Source organism: Streptomyces sp. NPDC007088 (genome assembly GCF_042869355.1).
Classification (GTDB): Bacteria; Actinomycetota; Actinomycetes; order Streptomycetales; family Streptomycetaceae; genus Streptomyces.
Map to the genome: position 1 here is coordinate 156,237 of NZ_JBIAFO010000011.1, position 23,401 is coordinate 179,637.

Sequence of the window (23,401 nt, forward strand, 5' to 3'; positions counted from 1 at the left end):
CGTCAAGCACGGATTTTCGACCGGGGCCGCCACGTGGTGGTTCATTACCTTTAGGACACCGTCAGGGTCTTTGTCGGCCATCTTGAATTCCGGACGGGAATGGGTAAATTCAACCTGCACGTTTGATCGTTTGGCCCGGTGGGCCGCCGGCTCGGGAGAGAACCGGCGGCCCGCCACCCGGAGCGTCGGACGCTCAGGCCCGCGGGGCCATCAGTTCCCGGTTGATGTCCTCCAGCCGGCGCGCCTTGGTCTCCGGGCCGACCCACAGGAAGATCACCGCCGCCAGCAGCAGGGGCACCGCGCCGATGAGAGCGGTCACGCCGATCGAGGGTACCGTCGCCGCCGCGACGGTGAGCGCGAGGATCAGCACGCCACCCACCTTGGTCATCCCGGCGGCCAGCCCCGTCCCGCGCGAGCGCACCAGGGTGGGGTAGACCTCGGCGGCGTACCCCGCCACGACGGCCACGACGGAGCTGACCCCGGACAGCGGGACGACCAGGAGCAGCGAGGCCAGGACGTGGTCCCTGCCCATGGCGTCGCCCGCCACGACGCAGCCGACGAGGGTGAGCGCCGTGACGGCCGAGACCGTGACGAGCGTCTTCCGGCTGCCCCAGACGCCGTACATCCACGCCGTGAGCACGGTCAGCGGCAGGCCGAGAAGCGCGGCGTTGCGGACGACGTAGTCCGAGTTCACCTCGGAGTAGCCGAGATGCTGGAGGTTGGTGGGCACCCACTGCTGGAAGCCGAAGGTCACCAGGCCGGTGCCCAGGCCGAGAATCCCGATCGCGGCGGTGGGCGCCAGCAGGCGGCCGCGCAGCAGGGCGAGATAGCTGCCGTGCCCGGCCGGCTGGCGGACCGTCTCCTCCGGTTCCCCGTCCTCCTCGGCGACCGCCCCGTAGCGTTCCAGCACGAGCGCGGCCTCCTCGCGGCGGCCGCGGGCCAGGAGGTAGCGCGGAGACTCCGGTATCCACCGGTTCAGGGCGATGAAGAGCAGCCCGGTCGGCAGGCCGACGAGCCACAGGATGCGCCAGCTGTAGGTGGGGGTGAGCTCCGCCGCGAGCCAGCTCGTGATGACGTACGCGCCCGCGATGTCACCCCCGATCAGCACCAGCAGCCAGCCGCGGTGCCGGGCCGGTACGGTCTCGGCGAGCAGGGTGAAGGTGATGGGCAGCATGCCGCCGGCGCCGATCCCCATGACCGCGCACATCACGAGGTTCCAGGTGAACCCCGGCATGGTGCCGCAGACCGAGGTGGTCACGAACAGCATCCCGGCGAAGAGCAGGGACGCCCGGCGCCCGATGCGGTCCCCGAGCCAGCCCCAGACCAGCGAGCCGATCACCGTGCCGGTGATACCGGCCAGCGGCAGCCAGGCCACGGGGATGTCCCCGCCCGGGTTCAGGGGCGACTTCAGCCCGTACTCGTGCGCGACGCCGGGGGCGACGAAGGACAGGGTGGTCGGCTTCATCACGTCGATCGTCACGGCGATCGCCATGACGATCAGCAGCGCCACGTGCTGGCCCTTGACCGGCGCGTCGTCCAGGGCGCGGACCCGGATGCGCGCCGAACTGCGCCCGATCTCCCGGCCGTCGCGGGGCACGAGGCCGTACAGCACCGCGAGCAGGCCGACGACGATCAGGGCCATGCCGGTGATCATCGGGGCGTCGGCCCGCATACCGTTCATGTGGTAGCCCATGCTCCGGGCGCTCACGTACATGGGCAGGTGCAGCAGCACCCCCGTGGTGCAGGCCAGCGCGCCGGTCCAGAAGGCCCACGGGTGTTCGAAGCCGCGGCCGGCGGTACCGCGGTGGCGGGCTGTTCTTCCTGAGCTGGAAACGGACATGGCATCCCTCGGTGACGTGTCGGAAGGAAGGGGCGGCGGTTGCCGGTGTCGCCGTCCTCGTCCGGTGCGACACGCGTGTCATCGTGTGGGGCGACAGGGGGCGGTGGCTTCTCGCAGATTGCCGGGTCCGCCCGCCTCCCGGGCTGCGCGCGGATCGTCCGGTCCCGGCCCGCCGGACCGGGCGCGGCCCTCACCGGTACGGGGCCGGTCAGCCGCCGGCCGTCCACTGGGCGTGCAGTCCGTGCGGGACGCGCACCGGCAGCGGCACGGTGGCCAGCGGCGGCCCGGTGAAGTCGGCGGTGTCCAGGACGACGAGTTCGCCGCGGCCGGTGGCGGTGTCGTGGACGAGGCTGAGCAGCCAGCCGTCCGCCTCGGGGGCGGCGCCGTGGCGCGGTACGAAGACCGCCTCGCCCCCCTCGCGTCCCGGGCCGAAGTCGTGCCGGTCGGCCCGGCCGGTCACGAGGTCGTGGCGCAGCAGCGCCGGTCCGGCGAGCGCGGCGCCCCGGCCGGGCCGCAGCCCGACGGTGAAGGCGTAGCGGTAGGGGGAGCCCGCGTACCGGTCGTCGATGCGCGGGAACTCCTGCACCGCCTCGCTGAGCGGGTGCTCGGCCACGGTGGCGCCGGAGCGGTCGACGATCCAGCGCCACAGGGTGGGCGAGGACTCGCTGGGATGCAGCGGATCGCGGTCGAAGACCCGCTCGTGGCGGATGACGTCGACCACGGTGTACCGGCCCTGTTCGTAGGCGTTGACCGGGTGGAACACGTAGCAGGGGGCGAGTTCCGCCCACCGCACGTCGGCGTCCCCGCCGTCACGGGGCAGCACGCCGAGGCGGGCGCCGTGCCCGTCGTCCCAGGCGTAGGGGACGTCCGAGCCCGCCGCCGCGGCCCGGCCGCTGTAGGTGACCGGCAGGTCGTAGAGCAGCGCGTGCCGGTCGGTCAGCGAGAAGGCGTGCATCATCGGGGTGCCCTTCACCGTGATGTTCTCGCGGCGCCGCACCCGGCCGGACGCGTCCAGCGTCAGCAGGTCGACGCCGGGCCGGCCCGGTGCGTAGGCCACCGCGTGCATCTCCTGGGTGAGCGGGTCCAGGACGGGGTGGGCGCTGAAGCCGCCGGGCAGGGTGCCGTCGAAGTCGACCCGGTCCAGGGTCTCCAGCCGCTCGCCCAGCCGGGTCGGCAGCGCCCCGCCGTCGGCGAGCGCGAGGGTGCGCCCGGCGTGCCGCACGAGGCCGGCGTTGGTGTTGTCCGAGGCGCCGTGGCGGGGCCCTGGCGTGGGCAGTTCGCCGAGAGCGCGCGCCGCCCGGTCGGTGCGCACCCAGCGGTTGCGGTACCACTCGGCCCGGCCCCCGCGCAGCCGCAGCCCGTGCACCATCGCGTCACCGCGGAAGGAGTGGTGGCGGGCCGGGTCGTGGCCGCCCAGCGCGTTGGGGCCGATCCGCAGGAAGGTGCCGTCGAGTTCCGAGGGCAGCTCTCCGCGCACTGGCGGGGAGAGCACGGTGACTTCCTCGGTGACGGGCCGGTAGCCGCTGCTCAGCAGATGTGACGTGCTGTTCTGGTGACGAGTGGGCATCGCTGTCCGTCCTCGGGAATCACTGTTACGTAACATCGTTACATCAAAATCGCACCCCCGTGAGAGGATGTCAACGGTGAGCCCACGGACAGCGAATCCCGCCCTCGGCGTCCAACTCCTCGAAGCGGCGGCGCAGTTGCTCGCCGAAGAGGGGCCCTCCGCCTTGTCGACACGGCGCCTGGCCGCGGCGGTGGGCACCTCCACGACGGCGGTGTACACCCATTTCGGGGGGAAGAACGATCTTGTCAGGGCCATGGTCCAGGAGGGGTTCCGGCTGCTCGACCGGCGCTTCGAGGGCGTGGCGCGGTCCTCGGACCCGGTCGCGGACATCTGCGCCCTCGGGGCCGCGTACCGGGACAACGCGCTGGAGCACCGCCACCTCTACGGCGTGATGTTCGGCGGTGCGAGCCTGGGCGGCTTCTCGCTGTCCGAGGAGGACCGCCAGCACGGCCGGTACACGCTGAACGTCCTGGTCCTGGCGGTCGAACGCGCCATGGAGGCGGGCGGTTTGCGCCCGGGGGACGCGCATCTGGTGGCCCACCAGCTGTGGGTCGCGCTGCACGGCCTGGTCACCCTGGAGCTCGGGGGCTACCTGATCGAGCCCTACGACGCGGACGTCTGCCTGGAGGCCGAGGTGGTCGGCCTCCTCGTGAGCGCCGGGGCGGACCGGGACGAGGCGGCCGCCGCGTTCCGGGGACGCGGCGGCACGGGGGGCGGCCGCTGAGCGACCCGCCGGGCTCGGGGGGCCTGGCTCGGGCGGGTCCCGGCCGGGGGTCCTGGCCGGGGGTCCTGGCCGGGCGGGTCCTGGCCGGGCTTCCCGCCGGCGGCGCGGGCCGCTCGACGGCTGTTCGCCGGCGGGTGACGTCCTCGTCCGCCGGTGCGAGTCGCCCTCCTCCGCTGAGGCGTGACGTCCCCTCCCGGCCGCCCGCCACCGCGATGCCTCCCGGCAGCGCCGCCGCCGTCCCTCCCGCGCACCTCGGCGTACCCCGACAGCACCCCGACCGCACCCCCGACCGCACCCCGGGCCCCGCCTCACTCGCTTTCCCGGTGAATGCGGGCTGATCAGGCGTGACGGGTCCGGCGGCGGTTTTCCGTGGTCCGGGCCCGGGGTTGCGCGCGGCTCTCTTCCGGCCTGCCGTTTTCCTCTCCGCGTTCGGCGCGCCGCGACGGCCCGGCTGTTTCGGGCAATGTCGGAGAGGCACCGCGATCTGCCGTCACCCATTCTCGGAATGCGAACTCAAGCCGAGCAATTGTCCCTTTTGGGCGGTAAGTGAGGGGGAGTGCGATGGATCGACGCGAGCGATTCCGCAGAATGACACCGGGTGTGGTGACGGTGTTGGTGGCCGCGTCACTGTTCTTTACGGTCCGGACTTCCGTAGCCGTGGCCGGCGGTGACGAGGCCGCGGCGAAGTACAAGTTCCAGGAAATGGCCATCGCGCTGCCACCGGGCTACGAGTCACAGCCCATGAACACGGTTCGCAAGGTGAATCCGGCGTATCAGAAGATCCGGTCCTGGATCTCCTCGGTCGGCGCGGGCATAGCCGTCAACGACCTCATGGGGCACGGGAAGGCCGACGGCATGTGCATCGTCGACACCCGGACCGATCAGGTCGTGGTGACGTACACGCCGACCGCGCCGGAGGCGGACCGGTTCACCCCGTTCGTCCTCGACGCGGCCCCGCTTCCGACGGACGCGGCGATGGCGCCGACCGGTTGCGCCCCGGGAGACTTCAACGGCGACGGCAGGATGGACCTGCTGGTCTCGTACTGGGGGCGCACCCCCGTCGTGTTCCTGGCCAAGGCGAGTGCGAACGACCTGTCTCCCGCCTCCTACGTGCCGCGCGAGGTGGTGGCCTCGCGGAGCGACGACGGGGCCTACCACGGCCCCCGCTGGAACACCGACGCGGTCTACGTCGGCGACCTCGACGGCAGCGGCCACCCGTCGATCGTGGTGGGGAACTACTTCCCGGACTCCGACGTACTCGACCCGCACGGTCTCAAGAACGTGCTGATGAACGACTCCCTGTCCAACGCGAAGAACGCCGGCGGAGACCACGTCATGCGCTGGACCGGTGCCCGCGCCGGGGACGATCCCAGCGTCTCGTTCGTGGAGGAGAAGGGCGCCATCCCCTACGGGGCGTCCACCGGCTGGACCCTCGCGGTCTCCGGGGCCGACCTGACCGGCGACGACCTGCCCGAAATGTACATCGCCGACGACTTCGGCCACGACCACCTGCTGTACAACCGGTCCACGCCGGGACACATCAGGTACTCGGAGGCCACCGGGAAGCGCACACCGACCACGCCCAAGTCCTTCGTGCTCGGCAAGGGCTCCTTCAAGGGCATGGGCGTCGACTTCGCCGACGTCGACCGCAACGGCCGCTTCGACATGATGGTCAGCAACATCACCGCCGCCTGGGGCCTGGAGGAGAGCAACTTCCTCTGGATGAACAAGGCCGGCAGCGAGGAGGAGGCGCGCCGGAAGCTGGAGTCCGGAGAGGCGCCCTTCGAGCAGGAGGCGCAGGAGCACGGCGTGGCCTGGACCGGCTGGGGCTGGGACACCAAGATGGCCGACTTCCTCAACGACGGCGACGTGTCGATCATGCAGGCCACCGGCTTCGTGAAGGGAAAGACCGACCGCTGGCCCTGGCTCCAGGAGCTGGCCATGAGCAACGACAACCTGCTGTCCAACCCCGCCATGTGGCCGCACGTCCAGCCCGGCGACGACATCGCGGGCGACGACGTCCTCGGCTTCTACGCGAAGACCGAGAGCGGCGAGTACGCCAACGTCTCCAAGCAGCTGGGGCTGGACGTCAAGATCCCGACGCGGGCCCTCGCCACCGGTGACACCACCGGGACCGGCGTCCTCGACTTCGCCGTCGCGCGCCAGTGGGGACCGCCCGCCTTCTACGCCAACCAGGCCCCCGAGAAGGGGAACTACCTGGGTCTGCGCCTGTACCGCCCCGCCACCGGCCCCGGTGCGGACGCGGGCGAGGGCATCGCGAACACCGGCACCCCCGCCTACGGAGCCACCGTCAAGGTCACCACCCCCGAGGGCACCCAGGTCTCCCAGCTCGACGGCGGCGGCGGCCACAGCGGTTTCCGCAGCTTCGACGTGCACTTCGGACTCGGTTCCTACGACGGTCCGGCCACCGTGCAGCTGTCCTGGCGGGACGCCGACGGGGGCCGGCACCGCACGACCCAGAAGCTCACCCCCGGAACCCACACGTATCTGCTGACCGACACCGCGCAGGAGGTCGCCGAGCGATGACCACCGTCACCCCTTCACCAGCCGTTTCCCCTCCGGCGGCCGCACGCGACCCGCGCTACCTGGCGTTGCGCAACTTCGCCCTCTCCATGAGCGTGTTCAACATCCTCGGGTACACCGTGCTCGGCTTCGAACAGCCCTGGCTGTGGCCGTTCGTCGCGGTGGCCGCCGGCTACACGACCGAGATCCTCCTCGAAATGCTGAGCGCCTGGGCCCAGCGCAGGCCGGCGCGTTTCACCGGCAAAGGCTTCCGCGGCGTCTACGAGTTCCTGCTGCCCGCCCACATCACCGCGCTGGCGGCGAACATGCTGCTGTACGCGAACAACCAGCTGTTCCCGGTGCTCTTCGCGGTGTTCGTGGGGGTCGCGGGCAAGCACGCGATGCAGGCCCCGGTCGCGGGCCGTATGCGGCACTTCATGAACCCCTCCAACTTCGGGATCACCCTCTCGCTGGTCTGCTTCGGCTCCTGGGTGAGCATCGCCCCGCCCTACGAGTTCACCGAGAACGCCAACACCTTCTTCCGCGCCTCGATCCCGCTGATCATCGCGACCGCGGGAACCATCATCAACACCGCGCTCACCAAGCGCACCGCGCTGATCGTCGGCTGGCTCGGCGGATTCGTGATCCAGGCCCTGATCCGGCACTGGTTCTGGGACGTGGCCCTCGCCTCCGCGCTCGGCCCGATGAGCGGGGTGGCCTTCATCCTGTTCACGAACTACATGATCAGCGACCCGGGCACCACCCCCACGAAAGGGCGCAACCAGTTCGTGTTCGGCGCCTCGGTCGCCACCGTCTACGGCGTGATGATGCTGTTCAACGTCGTCTACACCCTGTTCTTCGCCACCACCGCGGTCTGCGCGGTGCGCGGTATCGGCTGGTGGGTCGCCCATCTCGTCCAGCGGCGCAAGGGACGCCCCCAGGCGCCCGGGGACGACCGGTCCGGGGGCCGCGGTACGGCGCTCGGCGACAAGTCCACGATCGAGACGGTGGCCGCGTGATGCCCTTCTCCCCCCTTTCCTCGCCCCCGGCCCCCGGCTCCACCGCCCCCGCCAGGATCGCCGTCGTCGGCATCGCCTGCCGGTACCCGGACGCGGACAGCGCCGAGCAGCTGTGGCAGAACGTCCTGGCCGGCCGGCGGGCCTTCCGCCGGCTGCCCGAGGAGCGGATGCGCGCCGAGGACTACTACTCGCCTGATCCCGCCGCCCCCGACCGCTTCTACTCCAGCAAGGCCGCCGTCCTCGACGGGTTCGAGTTCGACCGGGTCAAGTACCGCGTCGCGGGCAGCACCTTCCGCGCCACCGACATGACGCACTGGCTCGCCCTCGACACCGCCGCGCGCGCCCTGGAGGACGCCGGTTTCCCCTTCGGCGAGGGCCTCGGCGACCTCAACACCGGGGTGGTCGTCGGCAACACCCTGACCGGCGAGTTCAGCCGGGCCAACCTGATGCGGCTGCGCTGGCCCTACGTGCGCCGCACCGTCGGGGCGGCGCTGCGCGAGCACGGCTGGGAGGACACCGCCCTGGCCGCCTTCCTCGACCAGCTCGAAGAGCGCTACAAGAGCCCCTTCCCGCCGATCGGCGAGGACACCCTGGCCGGGGGGCTGGCCAACACCATCGCCGGACGGATCTGCAACCACTTCGACTTCAAGGGCGGCGGGTTCACCGTCGACGGGGCCTGCTCCTCCTCGCTGCTCTCCACCGCCACGGCCTGCGACGCGCTGGCGAACGGACGGCTCGACGTGGCCGTGGCCGGCGGAGTCGACCTCAGCATCGACCCCTTCGAGGTGATCGGCTTCGCCAAGACGGGCGCGCTCGCCACCGGTGAGATGCGCGTCTACGACCGCGGCTCCAACGGCTTCTGGCCCGGCGAGGGCTGCGGCATGCTCGTGCTCATGCGCGACGAGGACGCCGTCGCGCAGGGCAGGTTCCGGTACGCGACCATCGCCGGCTGGGGCTACTCCTCCGACGGCCGGGGCGGCATCACCCGGCCGGAGGCGTCCGGGCACCGGCTCGCCCTGCAACGCGCCTACGCCTCCGCCGGGTTCGGCATCGAGACGGTGGGCTACTTCGAGGGCCACGGCACCGGTACGGCGGTGGGCGACACCACCGAACTGCGCGCCTTCTCGGAGGCCCGCCGGGCCGCCGACCCGGACGCGCCGCCCGCCGCCCTCGGCACGGTCAAGGGCAACTTCGGCCACACCAAGGCGGCGGCCGGTGTCGCCGGTCTCCTCAAGGCCGTCCTCGCCGTACGCCATCAGGTCATCCCGCCCGCGACCAGCCACGTCGACCCGCACCCCGAACTGACCGGCGACCGGCCGGCCCTGCGGGTGCCCGCGGAGGCCGAACTGTGGCCGCGCGACGCCCCCGTCCGCGCGGGCGCCTCCTCCATGGGCTTCGGCGGCATCAACGCGCACATCGTGGTCGAGCACGCCGACGGGGTGCGCAAGGAGGACGTCGGCCGGGTCACCCGCAGGCTCGTCCGGTCCCGTCAGGACACCGAGCTGCTGCTGCTCGACGCCGACAGCGCGGCCGAGCTGCGCGGCAAGGCCGCCCGTCTGGCCGCCTTCGTCCCGCGGCTGTCCTTCGCCGAACTCGGCGACCTCGCCGCCACCTTGCAGGGCGAGCTGGCGGCACGGCCCGTCCGGGCCGCCGTCCTCGCGGCCTCACCGGAACAGGCGGAGCAGCGCTTCGGCAAACTGCTCACCCTGCTGGACGACGGGGCGCGCTCGGTGCTCGACACCCCGGGAGGGGTCTTCCTGGGCAGCGCGGCGGCCGGACCCCGCGTCGGCTTCCTCTTCCCCGGCCAGGGCGCCGGCCGGCGCGCGGACGGCGGTGCGCTGCGCCGCCGCTTCGCCCCGGTCGACGAGCTGTACCGCGCCCACCCGCTGCCCGCCGGCGGCGACCCGGCCGCCACCGCCGTGGCGCAGCCGCGCATCGTCACCTCCTCCCTCGCCGGACTGCGGGTGCTGTCCGCGCTCGGCATCGAGGCGGTGGTGGCGGCCGGACACAGCCTCGGCGAGGTCACCGCCCTGCACTGGGCCGGAGTGCTCGACGAGTCCTCGGTCCTGCGCACCGCCACGACCCGCGGGCGGCTCATGGCCGAGGCGAGTGACGGGGACGGCGCCATGGCGGGCATCGCCGCCGCCGCCGCCGACACCGAACCGCTGCTCGCCGGGGAACCGGTCGTCGTCGCCGGCTACAACGGCCCCCGGCAGACCGTGGTCTCCGGTCCGGCCGCGGCCGTGCGGCGGGTCTGCGCCCTCGCCGCCGCGCGGGGCCTGGGCACGGCGCCGGTCAACGTCTCGCACGCCTTCCACTCCCCGGCCGTCGCGCCCGCCGCCAAGGAACTCGGCGCCTACCTGGGCACCCAGCGCTTCGCCCGCCCCGCCCGGCGGATGATCTCCACGGTGACGGCGGGCGAGGTCACCCCCGGCACCGACGTGGCGGAGCTGCTGACCCGCCAGGTGCTGGAGCCGGTGCGGTTCGCGGAGGCCGTCCAGACCCTGGCCGCCGAGGTGGACCTGCTGATCGAGGTCGGCCCCGGGCGGACCCTCAAGGGCCTGGCCGCGGACATCGCGCCCGGGGTGCCCGCCGTCTCGCTCGACGCGGACTCCACCTCCCTGTCCGGACTGCTGACCGCGGTCGCGGCCGCGTACACCCTCGGCGCGCCCGTGCGGCACGCCGCGCTGTTCGAGGACCGCTTCACCCGGCCGCTGCCCCTGGACAAGGAGTTCCGCTTCTTCGCGAGCCCCTGCGAGTCGACCCCGGACGTCGAGCTGCCCCTGGCGGGCGTGCGCGTCGACGCACCGCCTCCCCCGGAGACGAAGGACGAGGCGCCGGCCGCCTCGGTGTCCGGGGCGGAGGGCAGCCTCCCGGTCCTCCTGCGCCTGGCCGCCGAGCGGGCCGAACTGCCCCTGGAGGCCGTCAGCCCGCACAGCAACCCGCTCGACGAACTGCATCTCAGCTCCATCACCGTGGCCCAGATCATGAACAGCGCCACCCAGGAACTCGGCGTCCCGGCCCCGACGGTCACCACCGCCTTCGCCACCTCCACCCTCGCCGAACTCGCGGAACTCCTCGACGGGCTGGCCGAGACGGACACGGGCGGGGCCGAGGAGCCCGCGGTGCCCCTCGGCGTGGCCCCCTGGGTCCGGGCCTTCGCCGTCGACCAGACGCCGGCCGAACCGGCCCCCGCCGCCGGTCCCTCAGGCGAGGGCGACTGGGAGCTGTTCGCCCCCGCGCGGCATCCGCTGGCCCCCGCCCTGCACGAGGCCCTGCGCGCCGCGGGGCTCGGCGGCGGAGTGCTCCTGTGCCTGCCCCGGGACTGCGACGAGGACCACGCGCAGCTCATGATCTCCGCCGCCCGCGCCGCGCTGTCCCGCTCCGGGGCCACCCGCTTCGTCGCCGTCGGCGACCGGCGGGGCGCGGCGGGCCTGGCCAAGACCCTGCACCTGGAGGCGCCGGGCATCGCGACCACCGTGGTCACCGCGAGCCTCCCGGAGCGGATGCCGCCGGAACACGCCGCTGAGCTGAGCGCCCGCGTCGTACGCGACGTCGCGGCGACCAGCGGGTTCAGCGAGGTCCACCACGGGGCCGACGGCCGCCGTACCGTGCCGGTGCTGCGCCCGCTGCCGCCCGCCTCCCCGGCCGGGGAGCCGGGCGCCGGACCCGGGCCGGAACAGGTGCTCGACGCCGGGGACGTCCTGCTCGTGACCGGCGGCGGCAAGGGCATCACCGCCGAATGCGCCCTCGCCCTCACCGAGTCCACCGGGGCGGGCCTCGCCCTGCTCGGCCGGTCCGACCCCGCCACCGATCCCGAACTGCGGGCCAATCTGGAGCGGATGACCGCGGCGGGCGTCAACGTCCGCTACGTCCGCGCCGACGTCACCTCCGCCGACGAGGTCAAGGCGGCGGTCGACGAGATCCGTACGGCCCTCGGCCCGGTCACCGCCGTCCTCCACGGCGCGGGCCACAACGAGCCGCACGCCCTCGCCCAGCTGGACGAGGCGTCCTTCCGCCGCACCCTCGCCCCGAAGATCACCGGCCTGGGGAACGTGCTCACCGCGGTCGACCCGGCCGCCCTGCGCCTGCTCGTCACCTTCGGCTCCGTCATCGGCCGGGCCGGTCTGCGCGGCGAGGCGGACTACGCCACCGCCAACGACTGGCTCACCGACCTGACCCGTCAGGTGGGCGAGGACTACCCCCACTGCCGTTGCCTGGCCCTGGAGTGGTCCGTGTGGTCCGGGTCCGGTATGGGGGAGCGGCTCGGCGTCCTGGAGTCGCTGATCCGCGAGGGCATCGAGCCGATCCCGACGCGGGAGGGCGTGGCCCTGCTCAAGCAGGTGCTCGCCGACCCGCAGGCGCCCGCCGCCCTGGTCGTGACGGGGCGCGCGGGCGGGCTGCCGACGCTGGCGCTGGAGCGGCGCGAACTCCCGCTGCTGCGCTTCGTCGACCGCCCCCGGGCCCACTACCCGGGCATCGAGCTGGTCGTCGACGCCGAACTGACCGCCGCGGAGGACCTCTACCTGGCCGACCACGAACTGGACGGCGACCTGCTGTTCCCCGCGGTCCTCGGCATGGAGGCCATGGCGCAGGCCGCCGCGGCGCTCACCGGGTTCGAGGGGGCGCCCACCCTGGAGGACATGGAGTTCCTGCGCCCCGTCGTCATCCCGCCGCAGGGGGCTACCACCGTCCGGGTCGCGGTACTGGCCCGGAACGCCGGAGAGGTGGAGGCCGTGATCCGCAGCAGTGAGACCGGCTTCCAGGCCGACCACTTCCGCGCCACGCTCCGCTACGACCGCCCGGAGCCGGAGGACTCCGGGCCCGTACCCCTCGCCGGGGACGCGCCGCGGCTCCCGCTCGCCCCGGACCGCGACCTCTACGGGCCGGTCCTCTTCCAGGGGCCGCGCTTCCAGCGGCTGGTGGGCTACCGCCGGCTGTCCGCCAGGGGGTGCGTCGCGGAGATCGCGGACACCGCCGGCCGGGCCTGGTTCGCGCACCACCTGCCCGGTTCCCTCGTCCTGGCCGACCCGGGCACCCGGGACGCGCTGATGCACTCGATCCAGTGCTGCGTGCCGGAAGCCACCCTGCTCCCGGTGAGCGTCGAGCGCCTCCACCTCGCCGACCCGGCCGAGGCGCACGGACGGGAACACGTGACGCTGCACGCCGAGGAGCGCTCCCGCACGGGCGACAGCTACGTCTGGGACCTCGACGTCCGCGACCGCTCGGGCAGGCTCGTCGAACGCTGGGAGGGGCTGCGGCTCCAGGCGGTGCGCAAGCGGGACGGCACCGGGCCCTGGCAGCCCGCCCTGCTCGGCCCGTACCTGGAACGGCGCGCCGAGCGGCTGCTGCCCGCCGCCGTACGCGTCGTCGTCCGGCCCGACGAGGAGCCCGCGCAGGGGGTGGCCGCACGCCGAAAGGCCACCGACCAGGCCGCGAGCTGGGCCCTGGGCCGGGCCACCGAGGTGACCCACGCCCCGGACGGACGGCCGGAGATCCCGGGCGGCCCCCACGTCTCCGCCTCGCACGGCGCGGGGGTGACCCTGCTGGTCACCGGCGAGGTACCGGTGGCCTGCGACGTGCAGACGGCCGAGCCCCGCTCCGCCGAGGAGTGGCGGGGGCTGCTGGGCGCGGAGGGCTTCGCCCTCGCCCGGCTGATCGCGGCCGAGCACGAGGAGGAGCTGTCCCTCGCGGCCACCCGGGTGTGGAGCGCCGTCGAGTGCCTGCGCAAGAACGGCCGCGCGCTCGCCGGGCTCACGGTGGACAGCGCCCCCCGGGGCGAGGCCCGCTGGGTGTCGCTGCGCTCGGGCACGGCCCGGATCGCGACCTTCCCGACGGCGCTGCGGGATGTCGCCGGGCCCGTGGTGTTCGCGCTCATGGCCCAGGCCGTGGAGAGGAGCGACTGACGATGCGGCCCTACTACGAGTACCGCCATCTGGTGGGCTTCGAGGACACCAACCTCGTCGGCAACGTCTACTACGTCAACTACCTGCGCTGGCAGGGCAGATGCCGGGAGATGTTCCTGCTGGACCGCGCGCCCGAGGTGCTCGCGGACATCAGGGAGGACCTGAAGCTGTTCACCCTCAAGGTGGACTGCGAGTTCTTCGCGGAGATCACGGCCTTCGACGAGTTGTCGATCCGGATGCGCCTCGACGACCTGACCCAGACCCAGGTGGCCTTCAGCTTCGACTACGTCCGCCTGCGCGAGGGCGGCGCCGAGGATCTGGTGGCCAAGGGGCGGCAGCGGATCGCGTGCATGCGCGGACCGAACACCGACACCCGTCCGACCCGGGTCCCCGAGGCGCTGCGCACCGCCCTCGCGCCCTACGCGGCGGGGGCGGCCGCGCGGCCCGCCGCGGCGACGAGCGGAGCCGGCGCGTGAGCGCCGAACCGCTGCCGGCGCGCCCCGGCCCCTCGCCCCTCGCCGACCTGTCGCAGCCCGGTCGCGCCCGGGGTGAACTGCGCGCCGTACTGGGCCGCTTCGCCACGGGTGTCACCGTCCTGACCGCGGGCCGGGACACCCCCCGGGGCATGACCGCGAACTCCTTCACCTCGGTCTCGCTGGAGCCGCCGCTGGTCCTGGTGTGCGTCGTGCGCACGGCGGCGATCCACGAGGCCATCCTGGAGGAGAAGGCCTTCGCCGTCTCGATGCTCTCGGGACGGCAGGAGGACCTGGCCAGGCACTTCGCCGACCGCGGCAGGCCCCGGGGCCGACGCGAGTTCGAGACGGTCGGCACCGTACCGGGACGGCACACCGGGACCCCGCTCCTGGCCGGCGCGCAGGCCTGGCTGGAGTGCGCTCTCACGGCGGTCCACGACGGCGGCGACCACTCGATCTTCCTGGGCTCGGTGCTCGACACCGGCCGTGAGGAGACGGACGATCCGCTGCTGTACTTCGGCGGCGGATTCCGCCGGCTCGCCCTCTGAGGCGTACGGCGGGCCGGGAGCGCGAAAGGCCGCCCCCGGGAGGTCTCCCGGAGGCGGCCGTGGTCCGCCGCGCCCTCGGCCCGCCGTCCGTCCGTCCGTGCGAGCGGGCCCCGAGCGAGGTGTCCGGACACCCGCAGGCCGACCGGCTGAACCGCGAGGCCGGGAACATGGGGTACCGCTTCGTCGGCCGAGGGGGCCTGACGGTCAGCGTGCCGGCCCACGGGAACTGGACCACCCACCGGTCGCGGACCGGGACCGACGCCGCCCGTGCCCGTGGGCGCGGCACTCGGCACTCGGCGCCTGGCACTCGGCACTCGGCGCCCGGCGCCCGGCGCCCGGCGCCCGGCGTCACCACCTTCGACACGGCCGGGCGCCTGTACGCCCACTCCCGCGCCAAGGGCACCGGAGGCGGGGATCGCCCCGAGGCCCGCGCGCTCCCGCGCCCTCGGTCCGGCCGGCGCGCACGACCGGACCGGAGCCCTCGGCCGCGGTGTGCGGCGAGGCCGGGCCCACGCAACTCCGGTCGCAAAAAGCCGACTTGGGGTGGTCCCGGATTCCTCGTGACGGCGCACTCCGGAAGTAGCCGGGACGCCCGCGTGGCGACGACGATGTCTGGCACAGGTGTCCGGGGTGCTTGGACCCGGACCACACCGCCCGACCGACCGCCCAGGGAGAGTTGCCCATGGCCACCCCGCTCGGCTCGCTGCGCAGGCTCCTGCTCGCCCCTTCGCTGCACTCGGTCGGCTTCGCCGGCCGGGGGTTCCCGGTCACCCCGACCCCGGCCACCGCACGGCTGGAGGCGATCCCGCAGTCGGTGGTCGTCGGCTTCGAATGGGGGGTCGAGGCGCGGGGACTGGAGGAGATCGAGCGTCGACTGGCCATGGTGGAACCCGAGTTGCGCGGATTCGCGTACGAGGGGGCGGTCATGGCCTGCACCGTGCGCGACGCGGTGCGCGGGCACCGCACCCGGGAGCTGATCCTCGGCCCCGGGCGCCCGCACTACTTCCTGGCCTGCATCGGCGTCGGGTTCGCCATGGCCCGGCTGCCGCGACCGCTGTGGCGCAAGGTGATGCCCGACCTGCGCGAGATCCCCTTTCACCCCACGATGAGCTGGCTGGCCGTCGACGGCTACGGCTTCGACCTGGCGTACTTCGACACGGAGCGCTGGGTCGAGCGCCAGTCGCGGCCCGAGCCGTACCCGTGGGAGGGGCATCCCGGGTACTTCCCGCGCGCCGTGGACCAGGGCGTCGGGCGCGCGCTGTGGTTCATCCACGGGGGCCGCTGCACCGCGGTGGCCGAGGCGGTCGGGCGTTTCGCCCGGGACCGGCGGGCCGACCTGTGGAGCGGTGTCGGTCTCGCGGCGACCTTCGCGGGCGGCGCGACGGCCACCGAACTGGCCGGACTGCGCGACACGGCCGCCCGGAGCGGACACGAGGCGGACCTCGCGCTCGGCGCCGTCTTCGCGGTCAAGGCCAGGCACCACGCGCGGTTCGTGCCCGCGCAGACGGTCACCGGCGCCGCCGAGCTGACCGGACTGGACATCGAGGAGGCCGTGGACCTGGCCGACCGCACCGAGGCCGAGCGCACCGGCACCGGCCCGGTGCCGCCGTACGAGCTGTGGCGCCGCGCCATCCGCGAGCACTTCGTGAACGCGGCCGTCACCCCTTCCCACGAGGAGTAAGAGATGGCGAACCAGTTCGGCCGGCTCCGCAGCCGCCTGCTGACCCCCGGCATGCACGAGACGAAGCTGTCCACCCGCGGCTTCCACGAGAAGAGCCCCGAGGCCCGCGAACGGCTGGAGAAGGTCGGCGAGACCTTCCTGACCGGCTACGCGTACGCCGCGGCGGCCTCCTCGGCCCGGGAGGCCGAGGCCCGGCTCGAAAGCCTGACACCGGAGTTCCGGGGCTTCGCCTACGAGGGCGCCGGCATGGGGATGGCGGTGCGCGACGGGCTGCCGGTCGGCGGCACCCACCACGTGGCGGACCTGCTGCGGGGCGAGGGCGCCAAGCACGTGTACATGGTCTACGTGGGGGTGGGCTGGGCCATGGCCCGCGTCCCGCGGTTCCGCTGGTCGCGGATGCACACCGCCGACCCGCTGCTGCGCTGGCTGGTGCTCGACGGCTACGGCTTCCACCAGGCGTACTTCCGCACCCGCAGGTACGTGCACGAGCAGTACCAGGAGCCCGGCTTCCCCTGGCCGGGCGGCGGGTGGTCCCGGGCCGCGGACCGGGTCATCGACCAGGGGATCGGCCGCGCCCTGTGGTTCGTCGGCGGCACCGACGTCGAACGGGTCACCACCATGATCAGGTCGTTCTCCGAGGACCGGCACCCGGATCTGTACGCGGGGACCGGACTGGCCGCCACCTACGCGGGCGGTGTCGGCGAGGCGGAGCTGCGGCTCCTGCGCGAGCGGGCGGGGAAGCAGGGACGCTGGCTAGCCCAGGGCTCCGCCTTCGCGGCCACCGCGCGCCTGGAGGCGGGGCTGGGCAACGCGCACACCGCGCTGGCCACCGGGGTGCTGTGCGGCACCACCCCCGAACAGGCCATGGGCGTCTGCCAGGAGGCGCTGCCCGACCCCTGCGTGGACGAGGGCGTCCCGGCCTACGAGATCTGGCGCCGCAAGATCGCCGACCGGCTGGCCGCAGGCGTGGAGGGCTGAGCCGTGACCGACACCCAGTCCCGGTCCGGCGGCACCCGGCGGCGCGTACCGCCGGGCCCCTCCCGATGGTCCACCGTCAAGCTGCTCGACATGCTGCTGCGCGACCGGCTCGCCCTGATGCGCACGGCCGCGAACGGCTACGGCGACGCCGTACGCATGGCCATCGGCCCCAAGACGCTCTACTTCTTCAACCACCCCGACCACGCCAAGTACGTGCTCGCCGACAACCCGGGCAACTACCACAAGGGCATCGGGCTGCACCAGGCCCGCCGGGCCCTCGGCGACGGGCTGCTGACCAGCGAGGGCGAGCTGTGGCGGGAGCAGCGCCGGGTGATCCAGCCCGCCTTCCAGGCCCGGCGGATCGCGGCGCAGGCCGCCGTGGTCGCCGAGGAGACGGCGCGCATGGTCGGCCGGCTGCGGACCAGGACCGGGGACGGGCCGGTGGACATCACCGCGCAGCTGACCGAGCTGACCCTCGGGGTGCTCGGGCGCACCCTGCTCGACGAGGACCTCGGCGGCCACGCCTCGATCGGCCACGACTTCGAGGCCGTGCAGGACCAGGCGATGTTCGAGGTCGTCACCATCGGCGCGATCCCGCAGTTCCTGCCGCTGCCGAAGCAGTTGCGCTTCCGCGCGGCGCGGGCCCGCCTGCAGAAGGCGACCGAGGAACTGGCGGCGCACCGCGTGCCGGACACCGGGCAGGGCGGGGACGACGTGCTCTCCCGGCTGCTGCTGTCGGTGCGCGCCGAGCGGGACCCGCGCGTCGCGCGGCGCAGGCTGCGCGACGAACTGGTCACGCTGCTGCTGGCCGGGCACGAGACCACGGCCAGCACCCTGGGCTGGGCCTTCTACCTCGTCGACCAGCACCCGCGGGTGGCCGAGCGGCTGCGCGAGGAGGCGCGGAGCGTGCTCGGCGAGCGGCTGCCGGAGTTCGAGGACCTGCACCGCCTGGAGTACACGACCATGGTGGTCGAGGAGACGATGCGGCTCTACCCGCCGGTGTGGATGCTCTCCCGTATCGCCCAGGGCCCCGACGTCATCGCCGGATACGACGTCCCGGCCGGCGCCGACGTGGTGGTGTGCCCCTACACGCTGCACCGGCACCCCGAGTTCTGGGAACGGCCCGAACGCTTCGAGCCGGAGCGCTTCGACCGTGACCGGCGCGCCCAGCGCCCCCGTTACGCGTACATCCCGTTCGGCGCGGGACCGCGCTTCTGCGTGGGCAACCACCTCGGGATGATGGAGGCGGTCTTCGTGATCGCGATGGTCATGCGCGAACTGCGCCTGGAACTGCCCAGGGGCGCGTCCGTGGTCCCCGAGCCGATGCTCTCGCTCCGGGTGCGCGGCGGCCTGCGGATGTCGGTGCGCAGGACCTAGGGGGCGCCGCCGGAGCCCCGCCGGTCTACCGGAGGGGGCTTCGGCGGCTCGGCACCGCGAAGTACGTCGCGGCACCGGCCAGGCAGATCAGCCCGGCCATGCCGATCGCCGGGGCCAGGCCGTCCAGGGACCGTGCCCCCGAGCTGGAGGTGTGGAAGGCGGGCAGCACCCCGACCGAGGCGGCGCCGAACGAGCCGCCGAGGTTGCGCAGCGCGCCCACGGCCGGCAGGCCCGCGCCGGGCAGCGACTTGGCCGGTACGACGAGCGCGAGGGTGCGGCCCGTCGGCACGGCCAGGGCGATCCCGGCGCCGCTCAGCAGGAGCGGGAGCAGCAGCACGGTGTACGGGGAGCCGCGGTGCGTGCCCCAGGCCAGCGCGCCGAGCGAGAGCGCCGAGGTCACCAGGGCCAGGGCCATCAGCCTGCTGGTGCCCAGCCGCAGCGCGAGCGGACCGGACAGCGGGGCGCACACCAGCAGCCCCAGGCACAGCGGAGCCAGGTGCAGCCAGGCGTAGAGCGGCCGGCCCACCGGGTCGGTCGCCAGGAAGTACCGCTGGAGCAGCAGGACCGTGCAGTAGAGCGCGGCGCAGCCGCAGGCGTAGCCGACGCGGACCGCCAGGAACTCGCGCGCGCGGAAACCGCCGAGCGGGATGCGCCCGGCCAGCAGGACCAGCAGCAGCACCGTTCCGAGCCCCAGCCCGAGCAGGACCGCCGCGCTGTCCCAGCCGCGCCGCGTCCCCTCGGTCACCCCCCAGGCCAGCGCGAAGCAGCCCAGGGCCGTGACGAGCGCGCTCTCCAGGTCCGGCCGCCCCGGCACCTCGTACGGGTCAGGCCGCCAGCCCGCCGCGAGGACGAGGGACAGCAGGCAGACCGGGACGTTGAGCCAGAAGATCCAGCGCCAGTCCCCGCCCTGGGCCACCAGCGCGCAGATCAACGGACCGGCCGCCGCGGACAGTTCGATCCCGCCGCCCGCGCATCCGGGCAGCACCAGTCCGCGTGTCCGCGGCGAGGAGAGCTGCCCGGCCAGCTTGAGGACCGCGGGCGTCACCAGCGCGGCGGCGGCCCCCTGCCCCGCGCGGCCCAGCGCCAGCCAGGCCCCGACGGGCGCGAGCGCGCAGCCCACCGAGGCGGCGGCGAGCAGCACCTGCCCGGCACAGAGCATCCGCCGCGAGCCGTGGCGGCTGTGCAGCGCGCAGGCCGCGGGCAGCAGCGCCGCGAACGCCAGGCTGTAGGCGATCACCGTCCACTCCAGGAGGGAGAGCGACATCTGCGGCCCCGTCCCCCACGGATCGAGCGCGATGGGCACGGCGAGGCTGTCCATGGCGACCACCGAGGCGGTGGTCGAGGCCAGCAGCGGCAGCCAGGACCGACGGTTGCCGACCGCCTGCCCCCCGGAGACTCCTGCTGTCATCGCGCGTCTCGTCCCCCTAGGTCCAGCCGGGCACGGAAGAGCCAGCCCGACTGAGAATAGGACGTCCGGACATCAGGACAAGCGGGGGGCCCGAAGGGGCAGTTGCGCGAGGAGGAGGTGCGGGGAAGCGCGGGGAAGTGCGAGGGCTGAGGCCGGCCCGTCGTCCCCGGCCGTACGGGCTCTCAACAGGCGGTGCTCGCCGCGAAGTTCAGCGTCAGCTGGCAGGCGATGTGGGCGCGGACCGCCTGGGCCATGTCGGTCGCCCCGTCGCTCAGCAGCCACTGGACCTGGAGGCCGTCCATGAGGGCGATGAGCTGCCGGGCGGCGAGGGCGGGGTCGATCTCCGGGCGCAGGTACCCGGCGGCCGCCGCCTCCTCGTAGGCGCGCAGGGCGTCGGCGACGGAGGTGCGGTACCGGCGGACGAAGTAGGCGTGCGCGGGGTGTTCGGGGGAGGTGGCCTCGGCGGCGAGCAGGGTGAACAGCTCGACGATCCCGCGCCGGGTCGCGTTCAGCTCGGTCAGGTCGGCGAGGCGCCGCAGCCGCTCCACGCCCCGCGGGTCGCCCGCGTACAGCCACACCTCGTCGACCGCGTCGCGGTGTTCGAGCACGGCGAGCAGCAGGGACTCCTTGGTCGGGAAGTGGTGCAGCAGCCCGGGGTGCGAGATGCCGCAGCGCTGGGCGATCAGCCGCAGGGAGGTGCCCCGGTAACCGGCCTCCCCGAACAGCGTCATGGCCTGGTCGAGGATCTCGCTCCGGCGGGCCCGGCCCTTCGCGTAGCCCTTCCGTACTTGCGCGGTCATACGCCACTCTCCCGATCCCTCGTACGGCGCGGGTCGTCCGGCTCTGGCCGGGAACCGCCCCCTCACATACTTACCAGATGGTCGGGATTGAGCGTACGGTGGGAGGGCGGGGTGGTCGTGCGGCCACGCCGCGCGTCTGCCGCCGCCCCCGGCCTGCTGAGGGGGTGTCCCGTCCGCCGAGCACGTCGTCGACGTGGTGAAAGGAACTCCTGTGGGCCTCAACCCGCCTTACCGTGACCCCTCGTTGCCCGTCGCCGAGCGGGTCGACGACCTGCTCGGCCGTATGACGCGGCAGGAGAAGGTCGGCCAGATGCTCCAGCTGAACGCGAAGGAAGGCGTACGGGAGGCGGTCGAGGACAAGCACGCGGGCTCGATCCTGCACGCCTCCCCCGAACGCGTCCTGGAGGCGGCGGAGCTGACCGGGCGCAGCCGGCTCCGCATCCCGTTGCTGGTCGCCGAGGACTGCATCCACGGCCACTCGTTCTGGCACGGCGCCACGATCTACCCGACCCAGCTCGGCATGGCCGCGACCTGGGACCCGGAGCTGGTCGAGCGCATCGCGCGGGCCACCGCCGTCGAGGTCGCGGCGACCGGGGTGCACTGGACCTTCTCGCCGGTCCTGTGCATCGCGCGCGACCTGCGCTGGGGCCGGATCTCCGAGACCTTCGGCGAGGACCCCTTCCTGATCGGTGAACTCTCCTCCGCGATGGTGCGCGGCTACCAGGGCGAGGGCCTTGACGACCCGACGGCGATCCTCGCGACCGCCAAGCACTTCGCGGGCTACTCGGAGACGCAGGGCGGCCGGGACGCGAGCGAGGCCGACCTCTCGCGCCGCAAGCTGCGCTCCTGGTTCCTGCCGCCCTTCGAGCGGGTCGCCCGCGAGGGCTGCCGGAGCTTCATGCTCGGCTACCAGTCGATGGACGGGGTGCCGATCACCGTCAACAACTGGCTGCTGAGCGAGGTGCTGCGCGGCGAGTGGAACTACACCGGCACCCTCGTGACCGACTGGGACAACGTCGGCCGCATGGTGTGGGACCAGCACATCTTCGCCGACTACACGCAGGCCGCGGCCGCCGCCGTCAAGGCCGGCAACGACATGGTGATGAACACCCCGAAGTTCTACGAGGGCGCCCTGGACGCCCTGGAGCAGGGCCTGTTGACGGAGGCGGAGATCGACGCGGCGGTACGTCGCGTGCTCACCCTCAAGTTCGAGCTGGGCCTGTTCGAGGACCCGCGCCACCCCGACTCCGCGCGGCAGGCCGCGCTCATCGGCAGCGCCGCGCACGCCGAGCTGAACCTGGAGGCCGCCCGCCGGTCCCTGGTCCTGCTCGCGAACGACGGCACGCTGCCGCTCGCGGGCGGACTGGAGCCCGACGCCACCGGCCGCGCGCTCCCCCCGGCCGACGGGAGGCCGCGCAGGGTCGCCGTGATCGGCCCGAACGCGGACGAGGCGCAGAACCAGCTCGGTGACTGGGCCGGCTCCTCCGGCCAGGTCGACTGGCTGCCGGACGGGCAGCCGCGCGAGATGATCACCACCGTCCTCGAAGGCTTCCGCGCGCACGTCCCCGAGGGCTGGACGGTCACCCACGCGCGGGGCGCGCAGATCCTGACGGTGGGCGCCGACCCGGCGGGCGCCTTCTTCCCCGACGGGCAGCCCCGGCCCGACGTCGTCGTCCCCGCCGAGCCCGACGAGGCGCTGCTCGCGGAGGCCGTGGCGGCGGCCTCGGAGGCGGACTACGTGGTGGCCGTGGTCGGCGACCGGATCGAGCTGGTCGGCGAGGGCCGCTCCACCGCGACCCTCGAACTCATCGGCGATCAGGTCGCGTTGCTCGACGCCCTGGAGCGGACCGGCAAGCCGATGGTGGTCGTCGTCATCGCCTCCAAGCCGCTCGTGCTGCCGCCCTCGGCGCACCGCGCGGCAGCCCTCGTGTACGCCTTCAACCCCGGTATGGAGGGGGGCAGGGCGGTGGCCGAGGTGCTGCTCGGCCTGGTCGAGCCCACGGGCCGGCTGCCGATCTCCTTCGCCCGGCACGCGGGCCAGCAGCCGACGTACTACAACCAGGTGCGCGGCCAGCACGGCGACCGCTACGCCGACCTCACGCAGGCCCCGGCCTTCGTGTTCGGTGAGGGGCTGGGCTACTCCGCCGTCGAGTACTCCGGCCTGGCCATCAGCACACCCGCGGTCGCCGAGGGCGACACGGTCCGCGCCACCGTGACCCTGCGCAACACGGGGGAGCGGCCGGTACGCGAGGTCGCGCAGGTCTACGTGAGCGACACCGTGTCCTCGGTGACCTGGGCGGAGAAGGAGCTGAAGGCGTACCGGGCGGTCACCCTCGCGCCCGGCGAGTCCCGCGAGGTCTCCCTCGAACTGCCGGTCACCGACTGCACGATCGTCGACGCCGAGGGCCGCCGCATCGTCGAGGCGGGCGCCTTCGAACTGCTCGTCGGCCACTCCTCGCGCGAACAGGACCTGCTGCGCGCGGGGTTCACGGTCAAGGACTGAGCCCGGACCGGCCCGGCCGCGCGCCCGCCGGGGCGGGGCCGGGCCCGGGGCCGG

Annotated in this window: 14 protein-coding genes; 10 read left to right on the forward strand and 4 right to left on the reverse strand. The window is 73.7% G+C overall.

Annotated elements, in window-relative coordinates; genetic code table 11:
* Positions 1-193: 193 nt before the first annotated feature.
* Together ACFYMP_RS19375 and ACFYMP_RS19380 are read right to left on the reverse strand one after the other, a co-directional pair.
* Entirely contained in the window at positions 194-1,840 is a 1,647-nt protein-coding gene (locus ACFYMP_RS19375) for an MFS transporter (protein WP_388858690.1), read from the reverse strand.
* A gap of 208 nt (positions 1,841-2,048) precedes the next feature.
* Positions 2,049-3,407, reverse strand: a complete 1,359-nt coding sequence (locus tag ACFYMP_RS19380; RefSeq protein ID WP_388858693.1) for a carotenoid oxygenase family protein — start codon at positions 3,405-3,407, stop codon at positions 2,049-2,051.
* Positions 3,408-3,483: 76 nt separating this feature from the next.
* Here ACFYMP_RS19380 and ACFYMP_RS19385 point away from each other — a divergent pair, with 76 nt between their 5' ends.
* The 9 genes from ACFYMP_RS19385 (at position 3,484) to ACFYMP_RS19425 (ending at position 18,636) form a co-directional block, all read left to right on the forward strand.
* On the forward strand, positions 3,484-4,131 hold the full coding sequence (locus ACFYMP_RS19385; RefSeq protein WP_388858696.1) for a TetR/AcrR family transcriptional regulator: 648 nt from the start codon (positions 3,484-3,486) through the stop codon (positions 4,129-4,131).
* 561 nt (positions 4,132-4,692) lie between these two features.
* Positions 4,693-6,678, forward strand: coding sequence for a CRTAC1 family protein (locus ACFYMP_RS19390; protein WP_388858699.1), 1,986 nt, complete (start codon positions 4,693-4,695; stop codon positions 6,676-6,678).
* The gene (locus ACFYMP_RS19395; RefSeq protein ID WP_388858702.1) at positions 6,675-7,673 is read left to right on the forward strand and encodes an enediyne biosynthesis protein; all 999 of its coding nucleotides are present in this window, start codon (positions 6,675-6,677) and stop codon (positions 7,671-7,673) included. The genes ACFYMP_RS19390 and ACFYMP_RS19395 overlap by 4 nt, the downstream gene beginning before the upstream one ends.
* Complete coding sequence (locus ACFYMP_RS19400; protein WP_388858705.1) at positions 7,673-13,579, forward strand: SDR family NAD(P)-dependent oxidoreductase; 5,907 nt, start codon at positions 7,673-7,675, stop codon at positions 13,577-13,579. Before ACFYMP_RS19395 ends, ACFYMP_RS19400 begins: the two co-directional genes overlap by 1 nt.
* A 2-nt stretch (positions 13,580-13,581) precedes the next feature.
* Complete coding sequence (locus tag ACFYMP_RS19405; RefSeq protein WP_388858707.1) at positions 13,582-14,055, forward strand: acyl-CoA thioesterase; 474 nt, start codon at positions 13,582-13,584, stop codon at positions 14,053-14,055.
* A gap of 47 nt (positions 14,056-14,102) precedes the next feature.
* Positions 14,103-14,600 carry a flavin reductase family protein gene (locus ACFYMP_RS19410; protein ID WP_388859024.1) on the forward strand — a complete coding sequence of 166 codons (498 nt, stop codon included), beginning with the start codon at positions 14,103-14,105 and terminating at the stop codon, positions 14,598-14,600.
* 682 nt (positions 14,601-15,282) lie between these two features.
* Entirely contained in the window at positions 15,283-16,281 is a 999-nt protein-coding gene (locus ACFYMP_RS19415; RefSeq protein WP_388858710.1) for a DUF1702 family protein, read from the forward strand.
* Positions 16,282-16,284: 3 nt separating this feature from the next.
* Positions 16,285-17,259, forward strand: a complete 975-nt coding sequence (locus ACFYMP_RS19420; protein ID WP_388858713.1) for a DUF1702 family protein — start codon at positions 16,285-16,287, stop codon at positions 17,257-17,259.
* 3 nt (positions 17,260-17,262) lie between these two features.
* Positions 17,263-18,636: a cytochrome P450 gene (locus ACFYMP_RS19425; protein ID WP_388858716.1), complete on the forward strand. Its 1,374-nt coding sequence runs from the start codon at positions 17,263-17,265 to the stop codon at positions 18,634-18,636.
* Positions 18,637-18,661: 25 nt separating this feature from the next.
* Here the strand turns inward: ACFYMP_RS19425 and ACFYMP_RS19430 are convergent, their stop codons facing one another.
* Both ACFYMP_RS19430 and ACFYMP_RS19435 read right to left on the reverse strand, forming a co-directional pair.
* Positions 18,662-20,044, reverse strand: a complete 1,383-nt coding sequence (locus tag ACFYMP_RS19430; RefSeq protein ID WP_388858719.1) for an MFS transporter — start codon at positions 20,042-20,044, stop codon at positions 18,662-18,664.
* Between the two features lie 182 nt (positions 20,045-20,226).
* Positions 20,227-20,844, reverse strand: coding sequence for a TetR/AcrR family transcriptional regulator (locus tag ACFYMP_RS19435; RefSeq protein WP_388858722.1), 618 nt, complete (start codon positions 20,842-20,844; stop codon positions 20,227-20,229).
* Positions 20,845-21,055: 211 nt separating this feature from the next.
* On the opposite strand from ACFYMP_RS19435, the gene ACFYMP_RS19440 reads away from it, so the two are divergent.
* Complete coding sequence (locus ACFYMP_RS19440) at positions 21,056-23,347, forward strand: glycoside hydrolase family 3 N-terminal domain-containing protein (protein WP_388858725.1); 2,292 nt, start codon at positions 21,056-21,058, stop codon at positions 23,345-23,347.
* Positions 23,348-23,401: the final 54 nt, after the last annotated feature.

Coding starts and splice junctions, on each gene's coding strand:
- ACFYMP_RS19375 (WP_388858690.1), bottom strand. CDS start 1,840: ATGTCCGTTTCCAGCTCAGGAAGAACAGCCCGCCACCGCGGTACCGCC.
- ACFYMP_RS19380 (WP_388858693.1), bottom strand. CDS start 3,407: ATGCCCACTCGTCACCAGAACAGCACGTCACATCTGCTGAGCAGCGGC.
- ACFYMP_RS19390 (WP_388858699.1), top strand. CDS start 4,693: ATGGATCGACGCGAGCGATTCCGCAGAATGACACCGGGTGTGGTGACG.
- ACFYMP_RS19395 (WP_388858702.1), top strand. CDS start 6,675: ATGACCACCGTCACCCCTTCACCAGCCGTTTCCCCTCCGGCGGCCGCA.
- ACFYMP_RS19400 (WP_388858705.1), top strand. CDS start 7,673: ATGCCCTTCTCCCCCCTTTCCTCGCCCCCGGCCCCCGGCTCCACCGCC.
- ACFYMP_RS19405 (WP_388858707.1), top strand. CDS start 13,582: ATGCGGCCCTACTACGAGTACCGCCATCTGGTGGGCTTCGAGGACACC.
- ACFYMP_RS19415 (WP_388858710.1), top strand. CDS start 15,283: ATGGCCACCCCGCTCGGCTCGCTGCGCAGGCTCCTGCTCGCCCCTTCG.
- ACFYMP_RS19420 (WP_388858713.1), top strand. CDS start 16,285: ATGGCGAACCAGTTCGGCCGGCTCCGCAGCCGCCTGCTGACCCCCGGC.
- ACFYMP_RS19430 (WP_388858719.1), bottom strand. CDS start 20,044: ATGACAGCAGGAGTCTCCGGGGGGCAGGCGGTCGGCAACCGTCGGTCC.
- ACFYMP_RS19435 (WP_388858722.1), bottom strand. CDS start 20,844: ATGACCGCGCAAGTACGGAAGGGCTACGCGAAGGGCCGGGCCCGCCGG.